Raw genomic sequence first — 20,542 nt, forward strand, 5'->3', positions numbered from 1 at the left:
TCAAAGGAGGCGGATTATGCTAGATGAGCGTTTACTGGGGTTAACATTCCAGCTACCCGATGCACAATCGGCGGGCGTGATTTCTTTTTTCGGCGTCTTATATCATTACCGTGTTACCGGACCAGCGGAAACTGGTCTACTGGTTGTCGTCACTGATGTATCACCATTATACTTAACAGTTACGGCCCAACACAATATTTTAGAATACTGAGTTTACTTTGGAGAGGAAGTTTTTAATATGGGGATTTTTCTAACGATTTTATTAATTGTCATTTTGGTGCTAATTGCCATCACTTTATTTTCATCTTTTGCCTTGATTCATACTGGTGAAGTGGGGATTTTAGAACGACTTGGGGTTTACGTGAAGACCTTGGAACCTGGTTTCCACCTTGTCTTCCCCTTTTTATACCACATCACTGAAGTGGTTAATATGAAACAAATTCCGTTGAAAGTAGCGGAACAAGAAGTCATCACCAAGGATAATGTTGTGGTCATGATTTCAGAAACACTTAAATACCACATCACAGATGTTAATTCATATGTTTACAAGAATAAGGATTCTGTTTTGAGTATGGTACAAGATACTCGGGCCCAACTGCGTGGGATTATCGGGAATATGGATTTAAACGATGTTTTAAACGGGACAGAACAAATTAATCACACCCTTTTTGAACAATTGAGTGCTGTGACCGCCGGCTACGGTTTAAATGTTGATCGGGTCAATATCGATTCCATCCAAGTTGCACATGATATTCAAGAATCAATGAATAAGTTACTCCGTGCTTCCCGTGAAAAAGAAGCTAACATTATGGAAGCTGAAGGACTAAAAGCTGCTGCCATCCGCAAGGCTGAAGGGGTTAAGGAAGCAAATATTCTAGAAGCTGAAGCCAACAAGCAAACCCAAATCTTGGAAGCTGAGGGGAAAGCCCAAAGTCAAAGAACGGTTGCTGAAGCAGTTAAGGATCAAATTAACTTAATCAACTCTAGTTTGGTGAATAATGGCGAACTTTACTTGCAATTCAAAAATATCGAAGCCATGGAACACGTTGCGGACGGTCAAAATAACACCATCGTACTCCCCAATAAAGCAATCGATAGCTTAGGTAGCTTACCAGCTGTTGGCGAATTATTAGCGAATAAGGACAAACATCTATAATATTCAAAAGGCGCGCCGGACAATCATTTGTCCAGCGCGCCTTTTTTAGTGCTCTTGTTCGTCTTCTGAATCAGCCCCCGCTTTTGGCGGCTGATTCATGCGGTTACCTGGTTTATTAAGAATATATTGCTCGAGTAGATTGATAATCTGCTGATTCTGCGGTAAATCGGAATGTTGTGCTTGATCTCCGGTAACCGTAATTTCGGTATAGTGCTTAACCTGACCCTGGTAAATATACTTCCCCGCCTCGACACTGCGCGCCGGCACAATCCCATCGTTTTCAAAGTTCTCAGTCCCCGCGATAGAATACATCGATAAGTTCGAGGGAATCTTCTTCCGATTGGCGATAAAATCCGTTAACATTTGCGATTTATGGGCCAACGAGGTTTCTTCAAAATTATACGGTGAGCCGATCGTCATTAATTTTTTAACGGTAATGTCGTCCCGATTAAAATAATTCTCTAAAAAGGCTGTGTAAATCAAACCACCGTTCGAATGCCCGACCGCTTTAAAATTATTAAACTGGTATTTTTGGGCCAATGCCGTGAACGCGATTGAGAACCACTTAGCCTGTTTCTTAATATTACTGTAGCCATCTTTGTTATTTTCAAAGCCAACCACGATAAAAGGTTCGTTATCCCGCGGCTTAATTTCGCCAGAATAACTGATATGATTATTGGTATCGACAGTCAATTTCAATAAACTATGCTTATTGCCCCGCTTTTTATTCAGTTTGGTGACCAACTCATCAAAGCGATTCTGAGTCGCACTACTACCTGGAACAAAGATCACCGGTGACATTTTAGAATCATGCCGTTTGGTTAAAGTCGCCACGTTTTGGCGCGTCCATTGGGCAGCGGGCCACACCAGCGCACCTAAAAATAAGAAACTCAAACCAAGCAGGATTAAACTTTTTCGTTGTAATTTAGTCATCCTGGTCAACCCCTTCCTGCAAGCGATTAGCAAGTTGGATAAATGGTTTATAAATCAAAACCCCGACCAGTACGTTTAGCAAACTAATGACCAATGCCATCCAGTTACCATTAGTCCCAATAAATGCCTGTAGCAATCCCGGGGTTCCTAACGGTACGTTGTAGACCACTGCTGGCATCAAATTGAGTGCAATCGCCAGGGCCGCAATCCCCATATTGACCAGTGGCGTTAACAGAAACGGAATAATATATAACCCGTTCCCTAAAACTGGCAATCCCGTTAAAACAGCACTATTGAAATTAAAGAGTACCGGTATTAATGACCACCGGCCAATCAAATGTTGGTCACGTTGGCGACTGAACAGGAAAATAGCAATCACTAAGGCCAATGTACCACCCGTCCCGCCAATGGCGCCAAATGGCCCGTAAAGCGTTCCTAACGTAAACGGATACGGCACATGCCATGGGGTATGGTGCAAGAAGGCATAATTTAAGTTAGCCGTTGCGGCAAACCCATCACGGCCAAACTGTTCAAGCGTTGGCATACTGGTTAGCCCGAAGAATGTCAGAATCGTAACGAGGACCCCGATCCCAAGTGAAAAAATCAAACTGGTTTGGTTCGCTTTTAAATTTTGTAATTTCAAGATAACCTGATCTGGTAAAATCGAAAATTCCAGCCAGTTGAGTAATAGTCCGACTAAAACGGCAGCCAGAATAATCAAGGTAATCGGTACTAACGAAGCCAACGACCGCCCCACAATTGAGCCATTATTGGGGTTAGCGACCTGTTGGGGTTTACCTAACCATTTGAAGACGAGTCCCACCAAATAACCGATAAACAAACCGAAAAAGAGCGCCCCCATCCCCAGCAAATTTGCATTAAACGTCAATTCACCATTGGGCGTATAGCGCAAAGCTAATAAAAGATAGGCGACTAAGCCCGTGATGCTCGCCAGTTGTTCATCCCGCCGGTAATATTTGGCGGTGTAACGCGCCGTTGCAAAAGCCGCGATTGCTGCCACAATCCCCAAGGTCAAGCTCGTTAAACTATTAAACGGCACCTGCATATACTTGTGCTTCGTTAGCCAAGCTGAAAGGTGAAATATACTTGCGATAAAACTATGGCGATTAAACAATGTCAGTTGAATTAATTGGCTTAAACTACCAATTAACACAAACGGAAATAATAGCGTTAAACTCCGTTGAATAATTTGATACAACGGGTGATTAGTTTGAATCCGTGTGATCCACTGTCCAAATAACATCAATCTAGATTGAACAATTACTTTCATCTGTTAACCCTCTTATCATTTCTCTTATTGGCTTTATTCTAGCCGAAACGTTGCTATTTTGCACGATTTTCTTCCTAGCCAATTAAAAAAAGCCGTCTAATCCCCATAAGGAGGATTAAACGGTCTTTTAAACGTGCTCTGTAAGTCATACTCCTCCGGTTAACTCTGAGTCACAAACAATCGCTTCGCAATTATTCGCGACTCTGTGTTAATCCTCAGAGTATCCCGACTGACGACACACTCTTGTTTTTAAACGTGCTTTCATTAACTACTTTCTGCGCTTTGCTACGTATCGCAAATAATCGGTTGCACCGATTATTCACAATACTAGGCAAATGCTCAAAAGTACCCGTTAATGACGCACTCTTGTTCTTAAACGTGCTCCGTCAGCCATATCATTCCGGTTAGCGACAGCAGTCAAACAACCGACTTTATCGGTTATTCGCCTGCCTCTGCTAATCCTCATGATATCCCCGGCTGATGTCACACTCTATTTTAATACTAATTTGGTTACTGATTCGACGTGCAATGTTTGTGGGAACATGTCCACTGGTTGTGTGCCTTCTGCTTGGTAACCTTGTGCGGCTAACAAGTCTAAATCACGGGCCAATGTTGCTGGGTTACAGCTGACATAGACCATCTTAGCCGGTTTCAATTGACCAACGGCTTCGATAAAGCTTGGTTCCAAGCCTTTACGTGGTGGGTCAACGATTAAAGCATCGACTTGAAGGCCGTCTGTTTGCCATTGGGCCATCACATCTTCAGCTTTGCCAAGTGTGAATTCAACGTTATCAATCGCATTGATTTTAGCATTGTGACGTGCATCCATGACAGCTGATTCAACGACTTCAACGCCATAAACTTGCTTAGCATGTTTAGCCACTGCCAATGAAATTGTCCCGATACCTGAATAAGCATCGATTACTGTTTCATTACCGGTTAATTCAGCTGCTTCAATTGCCTTTTGGTAAAGGACTTCTGTTTGCACTGGGTTCACTTGGTAGAATGATTGTGCTGAAATTTCAAATTTCAAGCCCATTAATTCGTCACGAATAAAATCACGGCCAGCGATTAATTTTGTTTGATCACCGAAAATGACATTGGTTTGAGCCGCATTGACGTTTTGCATGATGCTGACTACTTCTGGAAGAGCCTTCTTGATTTCGATGGCAATTTCACGAGCAGCAGGTAATTTCTTACTCCGTGTAATGAAGACAATCATCATTTCGTGACTATAATAACCGCGACGGACCATGATCGTTCTCAAGACACCCTTATGCGTATCTTCATTGTATGGATCAATGTAGAAACGACGTAAGATATCGCGAACGACTTTGATTGCTTCATCAATCTTAGGATCTTGGATATAGAAATCTTCCATTGGCATCACTTGGTGACTGTGTTTCCGGTAGAAACCAGTCATTAAGGCCCCATCGATAAACCGAACAGGTACTTGAGCCTTGTTCCGGTAACCAGTTGGGTCAGTCATCCCCAGTGTTGGTTGGACTGGAATATCTAAATGCGCTTTTTGGAAAACATTTAAGATTTGATTGCGTTTAAACGTTAATTGGGCTGGGTATGCCAAGTGTTGTAGTGGGGCAATCCCAGTTTGTGAGTAGATATTCGCTTTTGATTCAACACGATCTGGGCTTTTCTTTAATAAGTTAACCAAACGTGCGAAACCGTATTGTTTGTTGACCTTTGTAACTTCTACTTCGGCTTGTTCATCAGGCAAGACACCTTCGATGAATAATGGGTAGTTGTCAACTTTGGCAACGCCCATGCCTTCATAGGTCAAATCCATAATATCAACCGTTAACTTTTCATTTTTTCTTACTGGTGCTTGAATTTTCATAGTAACCTCTTTTTTGTTGTTTAAAAAGAGTCTGAAACAAAACTAGGTTTTGCGCCGGACTCTTTTCGCTTAATAGTTTAGTTTAACCTATTTTACCGTCACCGTCGATATCTTCTTTCGATATTTCTTCGACTTCTTTAACGAATTGATTTTCTGCTGCGAGCTCTTCTGGTGTCTCCGTTGTGATCGCGTGATCCGGAATCGCTTCTTTATTAACGTACATTTCAATGTGCTGTTGTAAGTTAATAAATGTCATTGGCGCATCGCCACCGTATTCACCATCTAGATTAATCATCATCTTATCGTTTTTATCAGCTGGTCGCGCCACTAACTTAGACGTCTTCGTATAAATAATCCGTGGGTCATTGACATGCTTTCCACCCTTAATGACAAGCGCCATCAAATGAACTAATTCGGCCATATTAGCCGTCTTGACCACGATTAATGAGAAATTACCGTCATCCAATTGTGCGTCAGGCGCAATTTGTTCGAACCCGCCGACCGAATTCGTCAACCCTAATAGGAATAATGATGCTTGGCCGTCATAAGTCCCCTCATCATATTCAAGGTGCATCTGAATCGGCTTAATCTGAGGCAACATTTCTGCGCCTTTGACAATATACGCTAAATAACCAAAGATTGATTTGAAATCAGAAGGGACTTCATACGTCAACTCTGTCAACAAACCGCCCCCGGCGATATTCATGAAATAATTATCGTTTGCTTGACCGATATCCATTTTGAGCGTTTGATTTTTTAAAATCACCTTCGCTGCATCCACTGGATTGTCACGCGGAATTTTCAAAGCACGCGCATAATCATTAGTTGTCCCGGCAGGAATAATCGCCATTTTAGGGCGTTTTGTTAGTCCTGCAATCCCGTTGACTACTTCATTGATTGTGCCATCACCACCGGCGGCAACCACTAAATCAAAGTTATCCTTGGCAGCACGTGTCGCTTCTTTTTGCGCTGATGCTGGTTCAGGTGTTGTTTGATAAGCGCTCGCTTCATAACCCGCTTGTTCTAAAATATCCAGAATATCAGCAACACTGCGCTTCATTACTTCATGTCCTGAAGTTGGATTATAAATTAACCGTGCACGTTTTTGCATATGAATCTCCTAATTCTCGATTATCGTTTATTTAATTCAGCCATCAATAAGTCATTAACCACTTTCGGATTGGCTTGACCACGTGTTTCCTTCATAATCTTACCAACTAAGAAGCCAACTGCCCGGTCTTTACCGTTCTTGAAATCGTCAATTGATTGTTGATTATCGTCAAGGATGCCTGTGATAATTGGTGTTAATTTAGCAGGATCTGATAATTGCACCATGCCTTTAGCTTCAACCCATGCTTTTGGATCTGTATCATTTTGGATAATTTCTTGGAAAACCTTTTTAGCAATCTTCGATGAAATAATCCCGTCTTTGATCAAATTGATCATTTGGGCCAAATGTTCTGGGGTGAGTGCTGTTTCTTGAAGGTCAATTTGCTTGTCGTTCAAGTAAGCATTCACTTCGCCCATCAACCAGTTAGAAACTTGCTTAGGTGCAGCACCATTGGCAACAGCTGCTTCAAAGAAGTCAGACATTTCCTTCGTGTTCGTTAAGACACCCGCATCGTATTCTGGTAAACCTAATTCATCAACGTAACGTGTCCGGCGTTTAGCAGGCATTTCAGGCATATTGTCTTGCACTTCTTTCAACCAGTCATCGCCAATGTGCATTGGTGGTAGATCTGGTTCTGGGAAGTAACGGTAATCATCGGCACCAGATTTAACCCGCATTAAGTAGGTTTCGCCTGATTTTTCATCAAAACGACGTGTTTCTGGGCGAATTGTTTCACCAGCAATTAAGAGTTGTGATTGACGCTTGATTTCATAAGCCAAACCTAAACGAACATGATTAAACGAGTTCAAGTTTTTCAATTCTGATTTAACACCATATTGCTTAGCGCCAATTGGTCGCACAGAAATATTGGTATCCACCCGCATTGAACCTTCTTCCATCTTAACGTCAGATGCGCCCGTAAATTGAACGATTTGCCGTAAAGTTTCAAGGTAAGCATAGGCTTCTTCAGGTGTTGACATGTCAGGTTTTGAGACGATTTCGATCAAGGCCGTTCCTTGGCGGTTTAAATCGACGTATGAATAGCCGTCTGAACCATGGGTATTCTTGCCGGCATCTTCTTCGACATGCAATTCAGCAATCCCGATTTGTTTCTTGTGACCATCAACATCAACTTCGATATAGCCGTCTTTACCAAGTGGTTGTTCGTATTGTGTGATTTGATAAGCCTTGGGATTATCTGGGTAGAAATAGTTTTTTCGATCAAAATGAGTATCGCGCGCAATATCAGCATGTAACGCTGTTGCAACCATCATCCCCAGTGTATAAGCCCCCTTATTCAAAGTAGGCAATGTCCCAGGATAACCCCAGTCGATAACATTCGTATTGGTATTAGGTTCTGCACCATAATTAACAGGAGATGGACTGTACATTTTTGAGTTGGTTTTTAATTCAATATGCACTTCAAGTCCGATTGTTGTTTCGAAATTCATTAGGCTTGTCCTCCTTTAAAGCTTGGTACGTTTTTGTTAAATTCTGTGGCTTGTTCAAAGGCATAACCGGCACGATAAACTGATTCTTCGTCGAAGGCTTTCCCAATAATTTGTAACCCAACTGGCATGCCATCAACAAGACCAGCAGGTACTGACATTGCTGGTAAGCCAGCCATGTTAGCAGGAATCGTTAAGATATCATTCATATACATTGTGACCGGATCTGTGACCTTGTCACCTAGTTTGAAGGCAGTTGTTGGGGTTGTAGGACCCACAACTAAATCGTAATCTTCAAAGACTTTTTCAAAATCTTGAATGATTAACGTCCGCATTTGACCTGCTTTTTTGAAGTAAGCATCGTAGAAACCTGATGATAACGCAAATGTCCCAAGCATAATCCGCCGTTTCACTTCATCGCCAAAGCCTTCGGAACGTGATTTAACGTAAACATCTTCAAGTGTCTTAGCTTCAGGTGAACGGTAACCATAACGAATGCCATCAAAACGTGACAAGTTAGATGAGGCTTCACTTGAAGCGATGATGTAGTAAGTTTGAACCGCATATTGAGAATGTGGCAAGCTAACTTCTTCAACTGTTGCACCCAATGACTTAAAGGTTTCAATAGCAGCTTCGATTTGGGCCTTAACAGCTGGTTCAACACCTTCTGCCATGTATTCTTTGGCCACGGCAATCTTCATGCCCTTGATGTCGCCGTTTAAAACAGCCCGGAAATCAGGCACTTCGTAGTCAGCACTGGTACTATCTTTTTCATCATGACCACTAATGGCTTGTAAAACAGTTGCATTGTCAGCAACCGTTCGGCTAAAGACCCCGACTTGATCAAGACTTGAAGCAAAAGCAATGGCACCCCAACGTGACACACGGCCATAAGTTGGTTTGATACCGACAATCCCGTTAAAAGCAGCGGGTTGGCGAATTGAACCACCAGTATCTGTCCCTAAAGCAGCCACCACTTCACCAGCGGCAACAGCAGCCGCTGAGCCACCTGAAGAACCACCAGGCACTTTATCCAGGTCCCAAGGGTTTTTAGTCTTCTTGAAAGCAGACGTTTCCGTTGAAGAACCCATGGCAAATTCATCTAAGTTAGTTTTACCAATCATGATGGCCTTTTTAGCCTTTAATTTTTCAACAACAGTCGCATCAAAAACAGGTTTGAAGTTAGCAAGCATCTTGCTAGCAGCCGTTGTCGTCACACCGTCTGTCAATAAGTTATCTTTAATCCCAATTGGCATCCCGGCTAATAAGTTATCAGCATCGATTGGTTGGGCATCAATTTTAGCAGCCGCTTCTTGAGCGCCTTTTTCATCAATTGTTAAGAAAGCATCAACTTGTTGTTCTTTGGTTTTAATCGTTTCTAATGTATCCGTTACTAATTGACTAGCCGTTAAGTCACCAGCAACTAGTTTGTCATGAACACTTTGTAAATCTTCGTTTAAATAATCCACGGTTAGGCTTCCTCCTTGTCCATGATAGCAGGCACTTTCAATAAGCCATCTGCTGAATCTGGTGCATTCTTCATTAAAATTTCACGATCTGTCCCTGGTTGGGCAACATCTTCGCGAACAATGTTCTTGAGGCCATTTACATGAGTCGTTACGGGAACACCTGTGGTATCCACTTCGTTTAATTCATCAGTCATTTTCATGATGTCGGCAAGTTGTTCAGTGAATTGTTCTAATTGTTCATCACTGAAAGCTAATTTGGAAAGTTCTGCGACATGCTGAACTTGTTTTTTATCAATCATGAGTAAACCCCTTTTCTAATTCAGTCACTATTTATCCATTCTGATTAATTTTACCATATATTACCTTAGATGAAAGTGACATCACCCGGAATTTGGTCGTTTTCTATAACTTATTCTTGTAATCGTTATCATTAGTTGCTAATTAAAACTTTTTACCCTAATTAGTTTTATCATTACTGCCAACAATATATCTTATACAACTGATTAGGACTCGATATTATTCATAACAATGAATGATAGACAACCATACGATTAAAGTTATATAATTGTCTAGACAAATACGTTATAAGAAATAATCATTTAATCATTATTTCAAGGAGGAACTTATTATGACCATTACATCATTTACTCGTTTTTTAGCCGTTGCTAGCCTTAGCTTATTCGCAGGACTAACAATTCAACAACAATCCGTTTCAGCTGCTACTTCTACTGTCGGTGTTACTTTCTCAGGCATCACCCCAGAAATGCAAGCAAAAGCCGCCGAAGAACGGGCGGCTGAAGAAGAAGTGAATGATGCTTGGTTAGAAATGGACTTCAATGATGATTCTCCTGTTGAAGTTGAAGAAACTATCAACGGTCAAACACAACACTATTGGGAATATGCGGATGGCACAACGAGCCAAACTGCACCTGCTGAAACTGGTGATACTGAAGACGTTGCAACAACAACCCAAACGACCGCTCAACCGGTTGCAGAAGCTGCACCTGCCGTTAGCGAACAACAAACACCAGCAACTACTGCTACTAAACAACCAGCACCTGTTAAAAAAGCACAACCTAAAAAAGAAAAATTCAAACCAATGCCAAGTGTTGCAACCATTAAACAACTCACATTTGACTGGGCTTCAGCACAAGTGATGCAGCCCCTAGAAAAAGTGATTGCACATGCCATTAAAGCCCTCTAATTAAAAAAAGCCCCCGCTAATCACCTATTAAGGTGATTAGCGGGGGCTTTTTGAATACTTTATTTAATATTAATAACTGCCAAAGACATGTGTCGTAAAGCCCTTGCTCCCTGATGCACGTCCAACATAGGCTTGCATCCCTTCCGCCGATGTAATTGAGATATCCAGCGGAATATTACGTGGTAAATACTTATCCGCGGCTGTCGCAATATACTGTGTAAAACTCATAATTTCCGTTTCACTGTAGAATTGCGTATTAACCGTGATATTCATACCTGCTAAGACGCCTTCTTCATAATGCGTCTGAGCGGTCACACCACTTAAGTTCGGGAAGAACGTTTCAACTTGTGTTTTAAAACTGTTAAAAGCTGTCGCGTCGTCTTGATTAATTGCTTTTTCATCATTTACCACTGGTAGTACCTGATTTTCCTGATTCAATTCGTGCCATGAATCAATCGTCGTGCTGCCTTTTTTGCTGACCCCATAAGCGAAGAATGTGCCACCAACTAAACTATCCTTAGGGGCTTGTTTATAAAGCCCGATGACAATTGTCGTATCGCTGAGGCCCTTCTTTTGACGCATCCGGCTTAAAACCTTGTTAGCCATTTGTTTGCCTTGTTGGGTCATCATTGCTTTTGAAATCTTCGTTTCAAACGTTGCACCGTATTGTTCCTTGGTATAATAATCAACTTGATTCATCCCTAGGCCAATACTCATGCCCTTCATACTGCCATCTTCGCCTAAATAATCTTGTTCCAATATCTGTTGAAGGTAAATTGGATTCCGTTTATTTGGATCTTTTTGACCATTATCCTCGGGGTTTAAGCCCTCTGTATTTGTTTTTGATTTACGTGCTAACCATTTTTGCGCTTGAGCGGTCTTTAAACTTTGCCCTTCTTGGAAAACATATTTTGAAGTTGGAAATTGTTCTTTGGATAGTTTAAGAAGCCCACTCTCAAGACTCTTAACATCAAAAGAGGTATTACTCTGTTGCGTTGTTAATCCTCGAGTCTGACTAGTTTTATACTGACCATTATCAATTACGCCTTCATACATACTATCGGTCACTTTACCCGTTGTTTGTAATTTTTTAGTCGCTTTACTACTTGAACTCGATGAAGTGCCTGGAAGACTTGTGCAACCTGCTAACAATAAAAGAGTTGCTGCTGCAACGACCCATATTTTATACTTTGCCACTGAGAATGGTGCCTCCTTAATTCCGATTAAAGCGCGTTAAGTAAATTAAACGCGCGCTCTTGGTTATTATACCGAACTTTACCTACTGCGCCAAATAATTATCTAAATCGGCTTCATTAATAATGGGGATTGCCAACGACTGTGCTTTTTCAAGCTTGCTACCAGCATCTTGACCCGCAATTAACGCATCCGTCTTCTTAGAAACAGAACCTGTGACCTTCGCGCCGTTATCTTCAAGCAATTGCTTCAATTCACCACGTGTATACTGCTCTAATTTACCTGTTAAAACAACCGTCTTACCGTTAAAATAGCTGTCACTAGTTGCTGCTTGGGCTTTAGTAACACCGGTATAAGTTAAATTAACGCCGACTGCTTCTAATTCTGCCATCAAGGTTTGGACTTGGCTATCCGCAAAATAAGTCACCAGGCTGTCGGCAATAATCGTGCCAATCGTATCAACCGTAATGATGGTTTCTTGATCACTCGCCATCAAGGCTGCTAAGGTTTGGAAATGTTCAGCCAATAAACGGGCAGCTTTAGCACCCACATGGCGAATCCCTAACCCAAATAATAACCTTTCTAGCGAATTCTGGCGACTAGCATCGATGGCATTTAATAAATTATTAATAGATTTTTCTTTAAATTTATCCAATTGGGCTAAATCATCCGCTGTTAACCGGTATAAATCGGCCACATCGTGGATCAACTCTTTTTCCAACAATTGGGTAATAATCCGTGGCCCTAAGCCATCGATATTCATCGCGTTCCGAGAAGCAAAATGGGTAAGTTGTTCCTTCATTTGAGCCGGACACATTGGATTAATGCAGCGTAATGCGACTTCTTCATCCAGATGCACTAAATCGTGACCACACGATGGACAAGTCGTTGGTATGCCGTAGGCTTGGCTATCGCTAGGGCGTTTGGCTAAAACAACTTGCGAAATTTCAGGGATAATATCCCCTGCTTTATGCAGAAGTACTGTATCAAGCAAGCGGACATCTTTGTCACGCAACATATCCGCATTGTGTAACGATGCCCGCGCAACGGTCGTTCCCGCTAGTTGAACCGGATCCATCACCGCTGTTGGTGTCACAACTCCCGTTCGGCCAACAGTCCATTCGATTTCACGAACAACAGTGGCCGCTTCTTCAGGTGGAAATTTATAGGCAATTTCCCAACGGGGCACTTTGACTGTATTACCTAATTGACGTTGGAGCGCGAGGTCGTTTACTTTTAACACAACCCCATCGATGCCGTACGCCAAATCGTTCCGTGTTCCTTGGTATTGTTCGATAAATGCCTGTACTTCAGCCATATTTTGACAAACAACAGACGTTGGATTCACGTTAAAGCCTAATTCCGCTAAAACATGGAGGGCCTCACTTTGCGTTGTCACTTGCACATCATCAAACGTGACAATCGTATAAATAAAGGCGCTCAATTGACGAGCGGCTGCCACCTTAGCATCCAATTGGCGTAAACTACCAGCCGCCGCGTTCCGGGGATTAGCAAATGGCGCTTGGCCTTCTGCTTCTCGTTTTTGATTCAAATCCGCAAAAGCCGCTTTGGGCATGTAACATTCGCCACGGACCTCGATTGAAACAGGGCGCGTTAGTTTTTGTGGAATCGCTTTGATGGTCTTTAAATTCTGAGTAATATCTTCGCCAATTGTCCCGTTCCCCCGCGTGGCACCGCGAACAAAGCGACCTTTTTCATAAATTAAATCAATCGCTAAGCCATCGATTTTTAACTCAACATTATAATCAATCTCTGTTTCGGTATTTTTCCGTAACCGTTGGTCAAACGCCGCCAACTCGGCTTCAGAAAAGACATCCCCCATCGATAACATCGGAATCTCATGCGTGACTTTTTTAAAACCTGGTAAGACCTGTCCACCGACTTTTTGGGTTGGTGAATCATTAGTAACGATGACCGGAAAAGCGGCTTCGAGCTGTTCTAAATCGCGATATAGTTCATCATACACATGATCTTCCACTAAGGGCGCATCCTGTGTATAGTACGCCTGACTGTAGTCGGCTAATTGATCACGCAATTGTTGCGCAAGTGAAGCCGCCTCACTCTGGGTATAATCTTCAACTGGTTTGGCTAAACCCATATTGGACACTCCTTTGTTGGATTAAAACGTGCTTTTTGTGGTAACAACTTCCGCTTAATCTTAAAACCTTGATTAAGTGCTATTTTGTATTAAGGCTCAGTTGCTAAACACAACAAAAAGACACTCTGATTTTAAACGTGTTCCAGCAGGCATATTTCTGTGCTTAACAAAATTTGCCAAATCGTCGATTACATCGTCAATTCGTCAAATCCAGTTAATGCTCAAAATATAGGCGCCTACCGTCGCACTCTGATTTTAAACGTGCTCCGGCAGACATACGCTTCCGGTTAGTTACATACCGCAAACCACCGGCTTTGCCGGTTATTCACGATATGCCACTAATCCTCAATGCATAAACGCCTGTCGTCGCACTCTGATTTTGAAACGTGCTTTTTCCGACATCTTCTTCCGGTTAGCGTCATCAGTCAGCTCACCGACGTTGTCGGTAATCCGCCTGATGATGCTAATCCTCAGAAGATAACCGTCGGCAACGCACTTTATTCTACTTTTTCGATTGGTGCGAAGCTTGCTAGTAGTCTCTTAACACCTTGTTCCTTGAAGGCGATGTCTAGTTCTTGATCGCCGCCTGTGCCGTTAACCTTGACGACTGTGCCAATGCCCCACTTCTTATGTTGGACTTTTTGGCCTGCTTGCCAACTACCACTCTTATCGCCACCGGTTGTGTCAGCGATTTTATGGCTAGTCGTGGTTTTAGGGCCATTATACGTCGTAGCAGTTGCTCTGGCGTAGCTATTTGACTTGCCAAATGGTAATTTACGTTCGGGAATACTACCGGCATTACCGTTTGCATAATCCAATAACTGATCGTCAATTTCGCCGACAAATCGGGAGGCCTGATTACTTTGTTGACGACCGTACAACATCCGTGAGTATGCATTCGTTAAATAAAGCTTACTTTCAGCACGGGTAATCCCAACATACGCCAAACGTCGTTCCTCTTCTAACTCGTCTTCTTCTAATAACGCCCGTGATAGTGGAAAAATACCTTCTTCCATCCCCATTAAAAAGACCACTGGGAACTCAAGGCCTTTAGCCGCATGCAAGGTCATCATGGTGACTTCACTAGCTTCTTCTTCAACAGAATCCAAATCAGAAACCAATGATAATTCCGCTAAGAAGTCCACAAATAAATCACTATCTTCTTCTTCGAGTTCATAATGTTCATCAAATTGCTTAGTAACTGAGAGTAATTCTTCAATATTTTCTAGACGGGTTTGCGCTTCTAATGTATTTTCAACTTCGAGTGCCTTCTTGTAGCCGGTCTTATCCAATAATTGTTCGGTCAAGTCCGTCACGTTTAAGAATTCACGCATCTTCGCCAAATCGCCAATGACATTCCCAAAGTCGATTAAAGTATTGCGACTTCTAGCAGGAATCGTTGATAATTCAGCATTTTGTGCCGCTTCTAATAATGACCATTGGTGATCATCAGCAAACTGGCCTAATTTTTCAAGCGTGCCCGGGCCAATCCCCCGTTTAGGGCTGTTGACGATTCGTTCAAAACTCATTGAATCGGCCGCATTAACCACTAAACGTAAATAAGCGAGGATATCCTTAATTTCTTTCCGGTCGTAGAATTTATGTCCGCCGACCATTTTATAAGGCATGTTAGCTTTAACAAACGCTTCTTCAATTGTCCGAGATTGCGCATTAGTCCGATATAGCACTGCAAAGTCGCCATACTTGCGGTGATTTTTTTGCATTTCTTCTTGGATCTTCGTAATGACAAATAAAGATTCGTCGCGTTCACTCTGGCCTCGATAATACGTAATCGGTTGGCCTTCTTCATTTTGGGTCCACAATTCCTTGGGTTTCCGGAAAGTATTGCGATTAATGACCCCATTCGCGGCTTCCAAAATGGTCTTGGTTGACCGATAATTTTGTTCCAACATGACTGATTTAGCGTCTGGGTAATCATGTTCGAAGTTCATGATATTGCTGATATCAGCACCCCGCCAACCATAAATACTTTGATCGGCATCCCCCACAACACAGAGATTTTGGTACTTCTCAGCTAACATATTCACCAATGTGTATTGTGCTTCATTGGTATCTTGATATTCATCAACGTGAATATATTGGAATTTTTCTTGATAATGCGCCAAAGTTTCCTTATTTTCTCTAAATAAGCGAATTGTTTGCATGATTAAATCATCAAAATCAAGCGCTTGGTTTTGATGGAGTCGTTTTTGATATTCTGTATAGCATTTGGCCGCCATCTTTTCAAACGGCCCATTCGCTAAACCTTGATAGTCAGCTGGTGTTTGAAGCGCATTTTTCGCTTTACTAATGGTCCCTAAAATTGCTTTGGGTTCATATTTTTTAGTATCAATATCTAAATCCCGACAAACATGACGCATCAACGTCAATTGTTCAGAAGGATCCGCAATCGTGAAGGCCCGGTTGTAGCCGATTTGTTCAATTTCCCGCCGTAAAATCCGCACACAAAGGGCATGGAAGGTTGAAACCCAAACATCTTGAGCGCCTTCGCCTAGTAAATTGCCCACCCGTTCACGCATTTCGCGCGCTGCTTTATTGGTAAAAGTGATGGCTAAAATGCGCCATGGCAATACATGTTTTTCTTCAATTAAATACGCAACACGGTGCGTTAATACCCGCGTTTTACCACTGCCGGCACCCGCCATAATTAACAGTGGTCCTTCAGTTGTTAGCACCGCCTCAGCTTGTTCGGGATTCATTCCTTTTAAGAGCTCTTGTTCAGACAAATATAGTCATCCTTCCGTAATTGCAATTAGTCTTTATTATAACAAACTAGATAGGTAGAAAAAAGCGAACACGCCTTAGTAAACGGATTACAATTCTAGTCAATCTTATGCCTTGACCTGGGACGCGTTTCATAAATTATACTCACATTAATCCAAGAAAGGTGGCATTCATTATGATTAAATATATTTTTTCTGACTTAGACGGCACATTGTTAAACCAAGCGGGGCAACTTTCCGAAAAAGATATCGCAACGGTCAAAACAAGCCCGCTACCAATCTCATTAGTGTCAGCCCGTTCGCCACAAGAAATGCAAGCGACGGTTGCACAACTCGAACTGACAACCCCCCAAGTCGCTTTTAATGGCGGGCTCATCTACAAACCCACCGATTTATTTCCCATGGTCCTCGCCGAATATCCACTTATGACAACGACCGTCGCCCAACTAGTCGCTGCATTACAAACCGAATTTAGCGACATCAGTTTAAGCGCCTATGATTTACAACATTGGTACACACAAAAAATCGATGCCGGAATTGAAACTGAGGCCCAACTCACCGGACTCTTACCGACCATCATTAATTTTGACGAACAGTTGAAAAACCCATTCATCAAAATTTTTAAGGTCATGTTGATGCTCCCAGATGACGAACAACGGACAGCCGTTTTGCAATTTATTAACCAACTTCACTTACCTAGTATTTCCGTGCAACAATCAGGTACAATGTACGTAGAAATCACCAGTCAACAAGCGACTAAAGCGCAAGCTCTAACAACAATTCTCAAAAATGCCGACTTGACCCCCGCCGACTGTGCTGCTTTTGGTGCCGGTCAAAATGATTTATCAATGTTAAGTATCGTCGGGCACCCCATTGTGATGGGCAATGCCAGTGATCAGATTCAAGCTGCCGGTCAATTTATTACTAAAACCAATCATCATAGCGGCTTTAGCTACGGGATTAAAAAATACATTACAAAAGTTAATCAAAAAGTAGGTTAAAATCATGCCAACCATTCGTGATATTGCTAGAAAAAGCGGCTATTCGGTTTCGACCGTCTCCCGCGTTTTAAATCAACAAAAATACGTGTCTGATACTGCCAAAGAAGCGATTGAAGCGGTCATCAAGCAACTGGATTACGTCCCCAATAGTTTGGCGCGTGATTTAAGTTTTGGCCAAAATAAAAATATCGGGGTCGTCCTACCACACAATGATCATCCCTATTTCAATCAACTCTTAAACGGGATCATGGACGCCGCTTTTTCGAGTGGCTATCACATCGTATTACTGCCTTCTGAATATAACCGGAGCGTTGAGCGCGATTACCTCGAGCAATTGAAGCGGAAGAATTTTACGGCGTTGATTTTTACCTCGCACGAACTGCCACTAGCGGTTTTAGAAGACTATACACGCTACGGTCAGATTGTTTGCTGTGAAAATCCCGGGCAGCATCATATTTCAGCGGTGTATTCCAACCGTGAACCGGCCTATTTAGCCGCCTTTGACTACCTTAAATCACTTAAAGTTCAACAAATCGGGCTGCTCTTAAGCCGTAACTTAGCTAAAAGTCCCACTTGGGTGGCCGTCACAGGGGCTTATCAACAAGTTTTCCACCAAAAACCGGACCAGCAATTGATGATTGGTGGCATGCGCTCTTTTGAAGATGGCTACCGCGCTGCCGAACAACTGATTGCCCGCCAACCGGCTCTTAATTGCTATTTTACTAACGGTGATGATATCGCGGCTGGCGTACGGCAATATCATTGGGACCACCAACTTCCTGTCCCCATTTTAATTGGGCAGGAAAAACAACTCTCGAGTTTCCTCCTAAAAATGCCCACCATTGACCACCATTTCTTCACATTGGGGCAAAAAGCCTTTGAACTCGCCCTCAGCAATCAACACCATCAATGTGCATTTGAATCGGAATTTATTTGGCGCTAAAAAACGAAAGTGTGCCATCAGTCGGGTATCTCCTGAGGATTAACAGAGAGTAGCGAATGATGGCGTTAGCAATCGTTTGCCATTCGGCGTTAACACTGGTAGAACACGTTTAAACTATCAAAATTTGAATACAAAAAACGGCGCTAAAGACAAAATTAATTTTGTCCCAGCGCCGTTTTTTTGATGTTTGAGTAGTGCTCAGAGCCTACCCCGTTGGCAAAACCACTCTTATTTGAAACGTGCTTTTTCCAACAGCCCCTTGTGCCTAGCTTTGCATCGTAAATAATCGATTTCATCGCTTATTCACGACGCTTTGCTAGTGCTCAGAACCTACCCCATTGGCAAAACCACTCTTATTTTGAAACGTGCTTTTGTCAGCAACTTCTTGCGTTTAGTCCTTCAGTCAAATAACCGACTTTGTCGGTTATTTGACTGATTAGCCTAATCCTCAGAAGTTACCCACTAACAAAACCACTCTTATTTGAAACGTGCTTTTCCCAACAGCCTCTTGTGCCTAGCTTTGCATCGTAAATAATCGATTCCATCGCTTATTCACGACACTTTGCTAGTGCTCAGAGCCTACCCCGTTGGCAAAACCACTCTTATTTTGAAACGTGCTTTTGTCAGCAACTTCTTGCGTTTAGTCCTTCAGTCAAACAACCGACTTTGTCGGTTATTCGCCTGATTAGCCTAATCCTCAGAAGTTACCCACTAACAAAACCACTCTTATTTAAATACTCTGTCAAAGATTGTTTGGACTTGGCTGAGGTGCCAGTGGTAATCGAAGGCGTCGTCCATTTCTGCTGGTGTTAATTGCGCCATAACCTTTGGATCTGCTTCTAGTAATTGACGGAAATCTTTTTGTTCATCCCATGCAAGGGCTGTTTTAGGTTGCACCAAATCATAAGCTGCTTCCCGGCTTAAACCAGAATCAACTAACTTCAATAGGACCCGTTGGCTGTAAATCAAGCCGTGCGTTAAATTCATGTCAGCTTTCATTTTTTCTGGGAAAACCGTTAGTTTTTCAATAATGCGTGTGAAGCGATTTAGGATATAGTCTAATAAAATCGTCGTGTCAGGTAAGATAATTCGTTCTGCTGAACTATGTGAAATATCCCGTTCATGCCATAATGAAACATCTTCCATCCCCGTAACGACGTGGCCACGAATGACGCGGGCTAAGCCACTAACGTTTTCAGAACTGATTGGATTACGTTTATGTGGCATTGCTGAAGAACCCTTTTGACCTTTAGCAAAGAATTCTTCCACTTCGCGAACTTCGGTACGTTGTAAATGACGAATTTCAGTGGCAAAATGTTCAATTGATGTTGCGACAACTGCCATCGTATTGATATAGTCAGCATGCAAATCACGTGGCAAGACTTGTGTTGAAATATCTTGGGCGCGAATGCCGAGGTGTTCCGTCACGTACGCTTCGATTTCTGGTGAGATGTTTGCAAAAGTACCAACTGCCCCACTGATTTTACCGGCTTCAACGCCTGCTGCAGCCCGTTCAAAACGTGCTTGATTCCGTTTCATTTCAGCATACCAAGTCGCTAACTTCAAACCAAACGTTGTTGGTTCAGCGTGCACACCGTGTGTCCGGCCAATCATCACCGTATTTTGATATTCGTAAGCTTTTTGCTTCAAAACCGCCATGAATCGTTCGATATCGGCCCGAATTAAGTCGTTGGCTTGTTTTAAAATATAACCTTGGGCGGTATCAACAACATCTGTAGACGTTAAACCGTAGTGCACCCATTTCTTTTCGGCACCCAATGATTCGGAAACCGCGCGGGTAAAAGCGACCACATCATGGTGTGTAATTGTTTCTAAGCGATTGATTTCTTCAACGTCAAAGCTCGCGTTAGCACGCACTTTAGCAGCGTCTTCCGCTGGAATGTCGCCTAACTTAGCCCAGGCTTCCACGGCTAAAATTTCAACTTCGAGCCAAGCTCGGTAACGATTTTCAGTAGTCCAGATGGCACCCATTTCTGGGCGTGTATAACGTTCTAACATGTTTCTTCCTCCAAGTACGTTCAGTTGAAAGCATCAACTAACGGTCGATTTCTTT

16 protein-coding genes are annotated in these 20,542 nt (G+C 42.5%); 5 read left to right on the forward strand and 11 right to left on the reverse strand.

Annotated elements, in window-relative coordinates; translation table 11 throughout:
- Positions 1-16: 16 nt before the first annotated feature.
- Positions 17-211 carry a hypothetical protein gene (locus C0213_08490; protein ID AUX12455.1) on the forward strand — a complete coding sequence of 65 codons (195 nt, stop codon included), beginning with the start codon at positions 17-19 and terminating at the stop codon, positions 209-211.
- A gap of 27 nt (positions 212-238) precedes the next feature.
- Positions 239-1,156: an SPFH/Band 7/PHB domain protein gene (locus tag C0213_08495; GenBank protein ID AUX12456.1), complete on the forward strand. Its 918-nt coding sequence runs from the start codon at positions 239-241 to the stop codon at positions 1,154-1,156.
- 45 nt (positions 1,157-1,201) lie between these two features.
- Here C0213_08495 and C0213_08500 read toward each other — a convergent pair whose 3' ends face one another.
- The 7 genes from C0213_08500 to C0213_08530 all read right to left on the reverse strand — a co-directional run bounded on the left by C0213_08500 (position 1,202) and on the right by C0213_08530 (position 9,562).
- A complete protein-coding gene (locus tag C0213_08500) occupies positions 1,202-2,089 on the reverse strand; it encodes an acyltransferase (protein ID AUX12457.1) in 888 nt (295 codons plus the stop codon).
- Positions 2,082-3,353 (reverse strand): PTS sugar transporter subunit IIC, encoded by a 1,272-nt coding sequence (locus C0213_08505; protein AUX12835.1) that lies wholly within the window; start codon positions 3,351-3,353, stop codon positions 2,082-2,084. The genes C0213_08500 and C0213_08505 overlap by 8 nt, the downstream gene beginning before the upstream one ends.
- 517 nt (positions 3,354-3,870) lie before the next feature.
- Positions 3,871-5,235 carry a 23S rRNA (uracil(1939)-C(5))-methyltransferase RlmD gene (locus C0213_08510; GenBank protein AUX12458.1) on the reverse strand — a complete coding sequence of 455 codons (1,365 nt, stop codon included), beginning with the start codon at positions 5,233-5,235 and terminating at the stop codon, positions 3,871-3,873.
- A gap of 82 nt (positions 5,236-5,317) precedes the next feature.
- Positions 5,318-6,346: a diacylglycerol kinase gene (locus C0213_08515; GenBank protein ID AUX12459.1), complete on the reverse strand. Its 1,029-nt coding sequence runs from the start codon at positions 6,344-6,346 to the stop codon at positions 5,318-5,320.
- 20 nt (positions 6,347-6,366) lie between these two features.
- A complete protein-coding gene (locus tag C0213_08520; protein AUX12460.1) occupies positions 6,367-7,797 on the reverse strand; it encodes an Asp-tRNA(Asn)/Glu-tRNA(Gln) amidotransferase GatCAB subunit B in 1,431 nt (476 codons plus the stop codon).
- Positions 7,797-9,263, reverse strand: coding sequence for an Asp-tRNA(Asn)/Glu-tRNA(Gln) amidotransferase GatCAB subunit A (gene gatA, locus C0213_08525; protein AUX12461.1), 1,467 nt, complete (start codon positions 9,261-9,263; stop codon positions 7,797-7,799). The genes C0213_08520 and gatA overlap by 1 nt, the downstream gene beginning before the upstream one ends.
- A gap of 2 nt (positions 9,264-9,265) precedes the next feature.
- Positions 9,266-9,562, reverse strand: coding sequence for an Asp-tRNA(Asn)/Glu-tRNA(Gln) amidotransferase subunit GatC (locus tag C0213_08530; GenBank protein AUX12462.1), 297 nt, complete (start codon positions 9,560-9,562; stop codon positions 9,266-9,268).
- A gap of 329 nt (positions 9,563-9,891) precedes the next feature.
- Between C0213_08530 and C0213_08535 the strand changes: the two genes are divergently transcribed.
- A complete protein-coding gene (locus tag C0213_08535) occupies positions 9,892-10,467 on the forward strand; it encodes a hypothetical protein (GenBank protein AUX12463.1) in 576 nt (191 codons plus the stop codon).
- A 69-nt stretch (positions 10,468-10,536) separates the two neighbouring features.
- Here C0213_08535 and C0213_08540 read toward each other — a convergent pair whose 3' ends face one another.
- The 3 genes from C0213_08540 to pcrA all read right to left on the reverse strand — a co-directional run bounded on the left by C0213_08540 (position 10,537) and on the right by pcrA (position 16,527).
- Entirely contained in the window at positions 10,537-11,664 is a 1,128-nt protein-coding gene (locus C0213_08540) for a CamS family sex pheromone protein (protein AUX12464.1), read from the reverse strand.
- Between the two features lie 82 nt (positions 11,665-11,746).
- Positions 11,747-13,780 (reverse strand): DNA ligase, encoded by a 2,034-nt coding sequence (gene ligA, locus C0213_08545; GenBank protein AUX12465.1) that lies wholly within the window; start codon positions 13,778-13,780, stop codon positions 11,747-11,749.
- A 497-nt stretch (positions 13,781-14,277) separates the two neighbouring features.
- A complete protein-coding gene (gene pcrA / locus C0213_08550; protein ID AUX12466.1) occupies positions 14,278-16,527 on the reverse strand; it encodes a DNA helicase PcrA in 2,250 nt (749 codons plus the stop codon).
- Between the two features lie 173 nt (positions 16,528-16,700).
- Between pcrA and C0213_08555 the strand changes: the two genes are divergently transcribed.
- Together C0213_08555 and C0213_08560 are read left to right on the forward strand one after the other, a co-directional pair.
- Positions 16,701-17,525, forward strand: coding sequence for a haloacid dehalogenase (locus C0213_08555; protein ID AUX12467.1), 825 nt, complete (start codon positions 16,701-16,703; stop codon positions 17,523-17,525).
- A 4-nt stretch (positions 17,526-17,529) separates the two neighbouring features.
- On the forward strand, positions 17,530-18,468 hold the full coding sequence (locus tag C0213_08560; GenBank protein ID AUX12468.1) for a LacI family transcriptional regulator: 939 nt from the start codon (positions 17,530-17,532) through the stop codon (positions 18,466-18,468).
- A gap of 726 nt (positions 18,469-19,194) precedes the next feature.
- Here the strand turns inward: C0213_08560 and C0213_08565 are convergent.
- Positions 19,195-20,487 carry an adenylosuccinate lyase gene (locus C0213_08565; protein ID AUX12469.1) on the reverse strand — a complete coding sequence of 431 codons (1,293 nt, stop codon included), beginning with the start codon at positions 20,485-20,487 and terminating at the stop codon, positions 19,195-19,197.
- Positions 20,488-20,542: the final 55 nt, after the last annotated feature.

This window comes from Latilactobacillus sakei, from assembly GCA_002953655.1.
In the GTDB taxonomy this organism is placed as follows: Bacteria; Bacillota; Bacilli; order Lactobacillales; family Lactobacillaceae; genus Latilactobacillus; species Latilactobacillus sakei_A.